Here is a 9,227-nt window from a genome sequence, read left to right on the forward strand (position 1 = left end):
GGCATCTGCCTGCAGGAAGAGCCCGCCTGCCTGCAGAGGTTCAAGGGCAAACGAAGTGAGATCCAAGTAGCCGCCTGTAGCGACGGGTTGCTCATCGACAGCGCCCAGCAGCAAGGACTGGGTGAGGGGTTCTGCCACAATGGCCTGCAGGGAGTAGGTGGATCCCGGCTTGACCGCCTCGGGCAACTCGAAGGTGACGGTGGGGGGTGCCGAGCCGGAGATGAGGGTGCTAGACTCCCGCAGGACTTCTTGGTCTACGAGCAGCAGTTGTCCTGGATTGGCCACATCCGGGCGGTAGCGGTTGCGCACCAGGGCGGAAGCCTTGACCTGAAACTCCCCCCGTGCTGAAGCTTGGGATCCCTGCACTTGGCTGGCGATCTCGGCCACGATCTCGGGGCCCACCTGCCGCCAAGAGACAATTTGAGCTGAGTAGGTCAATTGGGGATGAGCCTCCCACAGCTGGCGGATAGCTTCCTCCACCTCTTGTCGATCCAGGCCGTCCCGGTGGCGGAAGTTGGGGCTGTAGCCAGCCATCACCCCTGGCAAGTCGCGGCGGTTGGCAGCGTCTATCTGCTTTTGCAGCCACTCTACGAGCGAGGCTGGCGGCGGGCTAGAGACTTGCCGTTGGATCCCGCTTTCTAGGCGGACGGGGGCAGCTTGGGCCGGCAGCTTGGCAGGGAAAGGGATCCCCCCGCTCAGGGCCAAAACTAGGGGCCAAAGCCAAGAGGTGGATCGAGAGCTCAAACTGGGTGCCTCCGGCGGCAAATCTGCCTTTAGTTTAGCTTGCTGAAGGTTTAGTGTTGCCCAACGCGATTGGGCCTGGGTTTATCCTGGGAGCTGGGTTCTCTGCGAGGTGTGCATGGCATCCCACCACTCTCCTGCTTTCCTGGCTTTGGTTAACGAGGCCAAAAGCCGCATCCAAGAGCTCACCGTTGAACAGGTGAGGCAAAAACAACTGCAAGGGGATCCCTTCTACCTAGTCGACGTGCGGGAAGAGTCGGAGTGGCAGGCCGGCCACATTGTCGGCGCCATTCACTTAAGCAAAGGCATCATCGAGCGGGATATCGAGAAGGTGATTCCAGATAAAGAAGCCGAGATTGTCCTCTACTGTGGTGGCGGCTTTCGCTCGGCGCTAGCAGCCGACAACCTGCAGAAAATGGGCTACCGCCGCGTGATCTCCATGGACGGCGGCATCCGCGCTTGGCGAGAGGCTGGCTTTCCCGAAGAGCGCTAGAACCTAGCCCCTCTCCTGGAGGGGGTTCGCGGTAGCCAACGGTTTTTTCGGTGCTAGTTGGGAAAACACCAGGTCGCCGAAAAACACGGCGCAGAAGCCCTTGGCTCCTGCTTTGTAGTCCACCACCAAGTAGCCGCTTCCTCTATGTTCCGTCTGCTTTCCCAAAGAGAACTATATTGGTCTCTAGGGCCATCGGCCCAGATCTCCCTCTTGTCCCTGCCATGCTCCAAACCCTGCCCCGCTTGGATATTGCCGCCCGTTTGCAGCAGTTGCGCCAGCTTTTGCAGGAACAAAATCTGGATGGGTTTTGGGTGCCCTCGGCTGATGAGCACCTCAATGAGTATTTGCTGGAATACCGCAAGCGGCGGCAGTGGATTACAGGCTTTACCGGCTCGGTGGGGGATGCTCTGATTAGCCGGGACAGGGCCTGGCTGTGGGTGGATCCCCGCTACCACGAGCAGGCGGAGCGGGAAGTGGATCCCAACCTGTTTACCGTCATCAAAGGCGGCCTGCCGGAGCAGCCCAGCCTGATGGAGATCGTAGAAGAGCTGGGATCCGGCTTTCGCCTAGGAGTGGATCCCTTCACGGTATCAGTGGCTACCTACCGCCAGTTGCAGACCCACGCTCAAGCCGGGGGAGTGCTGCTGCTGCCGGTTAGCGAAAACCCGCTGGACAAGCTGGCCAAGGAAGCTAGCCAAGCCCTTTTGCAGCAACCCATCTATCCTGTCCCTGCCCAGCTCTGCGGTGCTACTGCCAGCGACAAGCTGGCCCAGGTGCGCCAGGAGATGCGTCGCAAGCGGGTGGGATTGTTGCCCCTAACCAAGTTGGACCAGGTAGCTTGGCTGTTTAACCTGCGCGGCTCTGACATCCCCTACAACCCAGTGTTCCGCGCCTACGCGCTGGTCGCCCTGGAGAGGGTTGCCCTGTTTACTGACCTGGAGCGCCTCACGCCCTCGGCTCGGCAAATGCTGGTGGAAGCCGAGGTCGAGCTCTGGCCTTACGAGGCCTACCCGGAACAGCTGCCCCAGTGGGCCAAGGGCTACGGGCCGGTGGGATTGGATCCCAAGCAGACCACTCAGGGCACCCAAGAGCTGCTGCAAGGGATCCCCTGTCGCGAGCTGGATCACCCTGTGGAGGCCCTCAAGGCGGTGAAAAACCCCACTGAGCTGGAGCAGATGCGGCTAGCTAACCGCAAGGCCAGCCGGGCCAAGATCCGCACCCTGGCTTGGATTGACCGGCAAATTCAAGCGGGGATCCCCATCAGCGAAGCCGATGTGGCGGCCACTATGGCAGCCCACTACCGCGAGGAAGGGGATTGGGTGGGCCTGAGCTTTAACACCATTGCCGGGGCCGGCGCCAACAGCTCCATTGTCCACTACGGCACCCCGGATCCTCAGAAGTTCCTGCAGCCAGGCGAGTTGTTTTTGTTGGATTCGGGATCCCACTACCTGGGGGGCACTACCGACGCTACCCGCACCATCTGGATTGGCCCGCAACCGGCAGATCCCTTGTGCCAGCGGCGCTACACCGAGGTGCTGAAAGCCCACATCCAGTGCGCCCGCCAGATCTTCCCCCCGGATACCTACGGGGTCTCCTTGGATGGCATTGCCCGCTCCAGCCTCTGGCAGGCAGGGCTGGACTACGGCCACGGCACCGGCCACGGCGTTGGCGCCTTCTTGAACGTCCACGAGGGGCCCAATGGGATCCACCGCCGCGCCACCACCCCCTTCAAGGTGGGTATGATCACTAGCATTGAGCCGGGCTACTACCAGCCGGGCTGGGGTGGAATTCGCTTGGAAAACCTCTATGAAGTGGTTGCCCTTCCAGAGCCGGAGGGCTGGATGGGCTTTCGCTCCCTAACTTGGATCCCCTTTGATAGGCGCTTGATTGACTGGAATCTGCTAGGCAAGGCGCAACGGGCCTGGCTTGATGAGTATCACCGCCAGGTTTACGCCCTGCACCAGGCCAGCCTGCCAGAAGAGGATGCCGCCTGGCTAGCGTGGGCCTGCGGCCTCGCTGAGTAAGACTGCCTCTGGTCAGCCCCTTCCAAGTCTGCTTAGAGCCCCAGAACCCCGACCGCCAGCAGCACCTCCAGCGACAAGAGATCCCGCCATGAACCCGACAACCCAACATCGGCTCATCCTCAAAATTGTGGCCGGCTCCGCTTGGGCCGATGGGCACCTAGAACCGCAGGAATTGGCCTATCTGGGATCCCTGCTGCGCCGCTATGATTTGGAGCACGATACCGAGCTGCGAGAGCTGATCCAAGAGCCCATCCCGATGGCGCAAACGGAGCGCTGGATGGCCGATTATCTGGCCCAGGCCACCGAAACCGAGCGCCTGCAACTTTTGGGGGCAATCGGCAACCTGATGATGGCCGACAATACCGTTTCCTCCGAAGAGCACAACCTTTTGGATGACTACTACACCCTCATGGCAGAGATCCCACCTCGCCCAGAATCGGCACCCAATCTGGTGAAGGGCGTGGGGCAATTTTTCCGGCGCGTGGTCAAAGCGGTGAGGGAAGGGATTTCTTAATCAATTCTTAGCCGAAAAATAGGGTTCCCTTAACCTGTATGAATTGTAACTTGCTTCTGGAATAGGCATAAGCATGGAAAAAGCTAAAGATTTGCCTTGGATTCTCTAGAACGACTAGGTTTCATGGACAAATAGAAGAGGCTGTGCTAGACCGAAGTTGTCGGTCGGGGCGGGGCTATGGCTGAGCGTTATAGACAAGTAGAGCGGGTCGGATTCGGCTCGCGGCTGGCCAGTTCTTTTGTATCGGTGTTTGTTGGATTGATTTTATTTTTGGGATCGTTCTGGCTTTTGTTTTGGAATGAGGGGCGGGTCAACCTTGCCCAAGTGGCAACTGGGGCCATTGAAATCAGTCCATTGGGCTCGCCCTCTGCACCTCTTGGAAGATTAGTATCGCTCACAGGCCCAATGACCAGTAACGAGCTTTTGGGTGATCATCTCTTCCTGCGGCCGGGGCCCTATATTGCCGTCAGCCGCAAGGCAGAAATGTATGCTTGGGAAGAGGAGAAAGAAACTCGCACTCAAGAGGAGTTTGGTGGATCGGAAGTCAGAGAGACAATCTATACTTACACCAAAGTCTGGACAGAAAACCCTGAAGATTCAAGCCGGTTTTATCGCAGCAGTGAGCACGTCAACCCACCGATGCCTTTTTCCAGCCAACTCTTTCGAGTCAGCCAGGCTCAAATTGGGAATTACCGAATTGGGATGCAAGATTTGCAGATCGAAACTCCCTCCGCTGTTCCTCTGGATCCCCAAACATTGATCCCGGGGATCCAAGCTAGAGTGGAAGGCTCTTATGTTTTCAAGGGGCGGGGAACCCTGGCCAATCCACAAATCGGCGATATGAGAACTTCGTACACTGCCTTGTACAGCGGAACTCAGGCAACCGTCTTTGGGCGTTTGGCCAGCCCCAATAGCCTAGAGAGCTATCTGGGGCCGCGCAACGTTCGATTTTATCGGCTATTTGCAAGCGATCGATTTGCAGCCATTGAGCGGCTTGCTGCAGAACACACTGCCCTAACTTGGATCCTGCGCTTTGTGGGATTCTTGATGATGTGGATCGGGGCCGACTCTTTCTTTACCCCCCTTCATACAATGCTTAGCATCTTTCCTTTTCTAAGTGGCCTTGGGCGATTCATGACGAGAGTGGTCACCTTTTTCATAGCCTTGGTTTTAACAGGGACGACTATTCTGATCTCGTCTATAGTGTATAATCCGTTGGTGCTGCTCCTCTGTTTGGCTGTGGCGGGAGTTTTCATCCTTAACGTGCTGGGGCGACGTCCCAGACGGCAAGTGTCAGGTTTTTAAGAGTTCCTCTACCAGCACAGCAAAGAGCTTACAGCGCTGCTGCATCCATTCCAATATGGCTACCCTGTATTTATCGTTGGCCCATGAGTTTGTACAGTTGCTCTCCGACGATCTGGATGCCGCTGAGGATGCGCTCTTCCGGTTGGTAGCTGAAGGCGAGGCGCAAGGCGTGATCCCCTTGGCCATCGGCAAAGCAGTGGGTACCCGGCAAGAAAGTTACCCCTAGCGCCCGGGTGGCCTGCAGCAAGGCGTTGGCACTCAGGGGAGGGGGCAGCTCGCACCAGATAAAGAATCCACCCCCAGGGGCCTCCACCTTAACTTCAGGGGGAAAACATTGAGCGATGGCCTCCAACATCAGGTGGCACTTTTCTCGGTAACGGCGGATCAAAAGCTGAATGTGGCTCTCTAGGCGGCCTTCCCCGCAGTAGCGGGCCACCACCCGGCCCAAAAAAGGTCCCAGGGATCCCTCGCTACGAAACATCTCCAAGCGGCGGATGATCTCGGGATGGCCACAGGCCCAGCCCACCCGCACCCCCGGCACCACAATCTTGGAAAAGGTGCCCACGTGCAGAACCCAGCCCTCTTCATCCAGCGCGGCCAAACTGGGCAAGGGATCCCCGACAAAGCGTAGGTCGTAGTAGGCCTCGTCCTCCACCACCACCACGCCGTATTCAGCCGCCAATTGCACCAGCTTCTGCCGCCGCGGCCAAGAGAGGGTGCAGCCCCTGGGATTGTGAAAGGTGGGAATGGTGTAGATAAAGCGGGGCCGGATCCCTTGGCGGGCTAGCTCGCGCAACACCTCTTCCAGGCAATCCACCACCATGCCCTCCCCATCCACGGGGATCGAGATCAGACGCGCCCCTGCCGCCGCAAAACGGCTGACCGCGCCCATGAAGGTGGGCCCCTCCACGATCACCATATCCCCCGGCTCCACAAAGACCTGGGGTAAGAGGCCAAGGATTTGCCCAGAGCCATAGCCGATCAAGAGGTTTTCCGGCTGCGCCTCCACCCCTCTGGCCCGCATCAACTGCTGCACCACCTCGATCAGCCCGGCAAAAGTGCCGCCGTAATTGAGGGCAGCATCTCCCTCTTCCGCCAACACCTCCGCTGTCGCCCGCGCCAGGTCGGCCTTGGGAAACAACCGCGGATCCGCCAGGCCAAAGGTAAAACTGGTTACTACCGGCACGGCCCCAGGGATCTCCGCGCCAAAAGGAGGCGGGATCACCGCCTGAGCCCGCCGGGCAAACAGGGTCTCTGAGAGGGGCCGCATCGGGAGCTTCAAGGCAGGAGAAGAGCTTAGGCCAACGCTTGCCACGATAACAAGAACGAGCTGGCCAAGAGCAGGGATCCCAGAACTCGCCGCCAACTCCGGCAGGGGATCTCCGCCAAGACGCCGCCGGCACTCAGGCACAAAAAGGGCAGGGCCACCAGGCCCCAACGGGCGCTTTGCTGCAACAGGTTCATCTGTGGCTCCCAAAGCCACACCGCCAGCACCCCCATCCACAGGACATGGCCCAAACCAGCCAAGCTGAGCAGGGTTTGTTGGCGTTCCGCCCAGGGCCAACCCAGCCGCACCAAGGCCAGCCCCAGGGGCAACATTAAGGTGGCCAGAACAGCCAGGCCGCTTTGGCTAGTGAGCGAATAGGACACCGTCGCCGTAGGAAAGCGCTCCGTCCCGGTGAAGGGATTGGCGGGCAGCTCAACCCGCACCAACCAGGAGAGGCCAATCACCAGCAGCAGCCAGAGTAGCCCTTGCAACCGCTGCCGCGGCCAATGTTGGCTAGTCCATAGCGTCCCCCAGAGCAGGGCCAAGGGCCAAACTTTGTAGCTCAGGGCACAGGCCAGCGCCAAACCGCCCCAGCGCAGGCGGGATCCCGGCCCAGCACCGCTGCTGACCAACAAGACCAGGCTGGCCAAGATCTCGTCGCCCGGCTCCAACCCCTGGGTCAGCACCCAGGGGCTGAGTCCCCATAGGCCAGCACTCCAGAAATTGCCCCAGCTCCAGCACAGCAGCAGCACGGCCAGGCAGGCCAGGGCCGAGACAGCTCGCAGGATCCCTTCGGGGGGGATCCCGGTGCCCTCAACCAGCCAGGGCAGTAGCCCGTTCGCAATTGAGTGGTAGAGAGGGAGTTCCGCCTGAACAGGGGGCAGGGATCCCTGAGGGCTGCTGATGGGCCAAGCGCGCCACCACGGCAGATGGGCCAGCTCTCCTAAGGAGCGGAGACGTTGCCCCAGCAGCAACCCCATCCCTCCCCACAGCAGCCAGTGGCCCATCCAACTAAGTCCGTCTGGGCGTTGGTGCCGACGTTTGCCTGCCCTGGACAGGCTTAGTTGAGGAAAAGAGGAACGAGACAGCCTTTTGCCCCGCGGAGGCATGGCAGGGGGAAACTTCATAGGGTAGGCCTAGTCAACTCTAGATCGCCCGTCAAGGGACACCCAGCCTGCTGCCAGCGACGAATGGCTTGGGCGGTCAGTCCTTCGGTGACGTCGCGGATGGGAACACCGGCGCCGGTAACTTGCAGGCGCACCACCTGCCAGGGATCCCCAGGTGCAGCCCGCAGCACATAAGCTTCATAGGCCAGCTGCAGGGTTTCGCTGCGCCGACCGGCCAGGGGGTTGTCCTCCTGCTCGGGCTGCTGGGGCAGAACCAAGCGGCGCTCCAGCGTGGTGAAATACAAGCGAAAGCTTTGGGAAGCCGAGGCGGCTGGGCTATCCGGCAGAAGCTGGGCCAGCTCCTCGGCAGAGAGAAGTTCCACCTCTGGCTGGCCCACCAGCACTACCTGGAAGTCTGAGCGGGAGCGGCTCAAGGCCAAATTGAGAAACAAAGGCAACTGCTCCGCCAGGGCCTCGGCCCAGGTTTGCGGGTCGGAGGCACAGATCTCCTCTTTTGCCCAAGCAGGGGCAAGGCTGCCCAAGCTCAAAACCAGCCATAAACCCAGTCCCCACCCTCGTCTGGCAGATCTGTGGCCCAAGGCTTATTTCTCCCCAGATGGTCGCGTCCACAGAGTAAACTTCCCCCGACTGAAGTCGGGAGCTTAGGGACTCCGTCCCGCTCACGGGAACAGTAGCCCTCTTGCTGCGCGGCTGTTGGTTGACACATTCCCGCTCGCGCCAGCGGGCCGTAGGCCTCTGTCGCCTCCAGCTTTGCAGCTTGCGACGCAGACACCTTGAGCTTGCAGGAGATAGTTAGAACTTGGGTCATGCTCCATCATGGGAGTAGGAGCTATCCCCCCTACAGTATACGGTGGGGTATCTTGCGAGGGAGGCGCCACTTTGGCCACTAAAGTTCCAGAGTCGCTTTCCTCCCCACACTAAAGTGCAGGGCCCGCAGCTTTACCCTCCGTGAATTATCCAACAGCATCCTCCAGGGCTTGGAGGCGGTACAAGGCAGCCACGGGATCCGCAGCCGCCGTGATGGGGCGGCCCACCACCAAATAATCGGCCCCTGCTCGCAGAGCTTCTGCAGGGGTACAGACCCGCTGCTGGTCGTCCCCCGCTTCTGGATCCCCAAAGCGGATCCCTGGGGTTACCAGCAGCACCTCCGGCCCCAAAGCCTGCCGCAGCCGCCCCACTTCCTGGGGGGAGCAGACCAGCCCACTCACGCCTTGATCCAGAGCTAGCCGCGCCAACTGCAACACATAGTCGCCGGGATCCCGCTCAACGCCCAACTCCTGCCGCACCTGGTCGGGACCAAGGCTGGTGAGAAGAGTGACTGCCAACAGCCGGCAAGAACTGCCCTGGGTGGCGGCCACTGCTGCCCGCAACATGGCACTGCCGCCAGCGGCATGAACGGTGAGCAGATCCACCCCATAACCAACGGCCACCTGAGCGGCCCGCCCCACTGTGTGGGGAATGTCGTGCAGCTTTAAATCGAGAAAAATGCGCTTGCCCCGTCCCTTAAGGGCCTGAAAAATCTGAGGGCCAACAGCCGTGAACAACTCCAGGCCCACCTTCCACCACAGCACCTGCGGCAGGCGATCTACCCACTCCAGGGCTTGATCCCAAGAAGCGGTATCCAGAGCAACAATGAGGCGGCTACCCTGCATGGCGGAAGCTCTCGAGCCGACTAACGCGAAGGGATCCGCTCCCGCGGCTCATAGTGAGGGCAGCCTTCACAGGGGCCATAGGGGTTAACTGCACAGCGCAACTC

The 9,227-nt window shown here is 60.2% G+C and carries 10 protein-coding genes; 4 read left to right on the top strand and 6 right to left on the bottom strand.

The genetic code is table 11. The annotated features are described in order from the left end of the window. Window positions 1-744 (bottom strand): hypothetical protein (locus tag NW841_RS10235; RefSeq protein ID WP_414386266.1); only part of this gene is annotated, 744 nt, incomplete at its 3' end. A 115-nt stretch (window positions 745-859) separates the two neighbouring features. Here NW841_RS10235 and NW841_RS10240 point away from each other — a divergent pair. The 4 genes from NW841_RS10240 (at window position 860) to NW841_RS10255 (ending at window position 5,077) form a co-directional block, all read left to right on the top strand. Beyond that, the gene (locus NW841_RS10240; protein WP_414362700.1) at window positions 860-1,234 is read left to right on the top strand and encodes a rhodanese-like domain-containing protein; all 375 of its coding nucleotides are present in this window, start codon (window positions 860-862) and stop codon (window positions 1,232-1,234) included. Between the two features lie 221 nt (window positions 1,235-1,455). Then, window positions 1,456-3,258 (top strand): aminopeptidase P family protein, encoded by a 1,803-nt coding sequence (locus tag NW841_RS10245; protein ID WP_414386268.1) that lies wholly within the window; start codon window positions 1,456-1,458, stop codon window positions 3,256-3,258. Window positions 3,259-3,346: 88 nt separating this feature from the next. After that, window positions 3,347-3,772 carry a TerB family tellurite resistance protein gene (locus NW841_RS10250; RefSeq protein WP_414364748.1) on the top strand — a complete coding sequence of 142 codons (426 nt, stop codon included), beginning with the start codon at window positions 3,347-3,349 and terminating at the stop codon, window positions 3,770-3,772. Between the two features lie 177 nt (window positions 3,773-3,949). Beyond that, window positions 3,950-5,077 carry a TMEM43 family protein gene (locus tag NW841_RS10255; RefSeq protein WP_414370305.1) on the top strand — a complete coding sequence of 376 codons (1,128 nt, stop codon included), beginning with the start codon at window positions 3,950-3,952 and terminating at the stop codon, window positions 5,075-5,077. A gap of 70 nt (window positions 5,078-5,147) precedes the next feature. On the opposite strand, the gene NW841_RS10260 is transcribed toward NW841_RS10255, so the two are convergent. The 5 genes from NW841_RS10260 to NW841_RS10280 form a co-directional block, all read right to left on the bottom strand. Next, entirely contained in the window at window positions 5,148-6,347 is a 1,200-nt protein-coding gene (locus tag NW841_RS10260) for a PLP-dependent aminotransferase family protein (protein WP_414364752.1), read from the bottom strand. A 26-nt stretch (window positions 6,348-6,373) separates the two neighbouring features. Further along, window positions 6,374-7,351, bottom strand: coding sequence for a hypothetical protein (locus NW841_RS10265; RefSeq protein WP_414386269.1), 978 nt, complete (start codon window positions 7,349-7,351; stop codon window positions 6,374-6,376). Between the two features lie 116 nt (window positions 7,352-7,467). Next, window positions 7,468-8,049: a hypothetical protein gene (locus tag NW841_RS10270; protein ID WP_414386271.1), complete on the bottom strand. Its 582-nt coding sequence runs from the start codon at window positions 8,047-8,049 to the stop codon at window positions 7,468-7,470. A gap of 375 nt (window positions 8,050-8,424) precedes the next feature. Next, window positions 8,425-9,123 (bottom strand): orotidine-5'-phosphate decarboxylase, encoded by a 699-nt coding sequence (gene pyrF / locus NW841_RS10275; RefSeq protein WP_414364755.1) that lies wholly within the window; start codon window positions 9,121-9,123, stop codon window positions 8,425-8,427. A gap of 20 nt (window positions 9,124-9,143) precedes the next feature. Continuing rightward, complete coding sequence (locus NW841_RS10280) at window positions 9,144-9,224, bottom strand: DUF6464 family protein (protein ID WP_414386273.1); 81 nt, start codon at window positions 9,222-9,224, stop codon at window positions 9,144-9,146. Window positions 9,225-9,227 lie beyond the last annotated feature (3 nt).

It is taken from the genome of Synechococcus sp. H60.3, assembly GCF_047462295.1.
In the GTDB taxonomy this organism is placed as follows: Bacteria; Cyanobacteriota; Cyanobacteriia; order Thermostichales; family Thermostichaceae; genus Thermostichus.

What these genes read in the sequence shown, in the direction of transcription:
- NW841_RS10240 (WP_414362700.1), top strand. Translation starts at nt 860, where the DNA reads ATGGCATCCCACCACTCTCCTGCTTTCCTGGCTTTGGTTAACGAGGCC.
- NW841_RS10245 (WP_414386268.1), top strand. Translation starts at nt 1,456, where the DNA reads ATGCTCCAAACCCTGCCCCGCTTGGATATTGCCGCCCGTTTGCAGCAG.
- NW841_RS10250 (WP_414364748.1), top strand. Translation starts at nt 3,347, where the DNA reads ATGAACCCGACAACCCAACATCGGCTCATCCTCAAAATTGTGGCCGGC.
- NW841_RS10255 (WP_414370305.1), top strand. Translation starts at nt 3,950, where the DNA reads ATGGCTGAGCGTTATAGACAAGTAGAGCGGGTCGGATTCGGCTCGCGG.
- NW841_RS10260 (WP_414364752.1), bottom strand. Translation starts at nt 6,347, where the DNA reads ATGCGGCCCCTCTCAGAGACCCTGTTTGCCCGGCGGGCTCAGGCGGTG.
- NW841_RS10265 (WP_414386269.1), bottom strand. Translation starts at nt 7,351, where the DNA reads ATGGGCCACTGGCTGCTGTGGGGAGGGATGGGGTTGCTGCTGGGGCAA.
- pyrF (WP_414364755.1), bottom strand. Translation starts at nt 9,123, where the DNA reads ATGCAGGGTAGCCGCCTCATTGTTGCTCTGGATACCGCTTCTTGGGAT.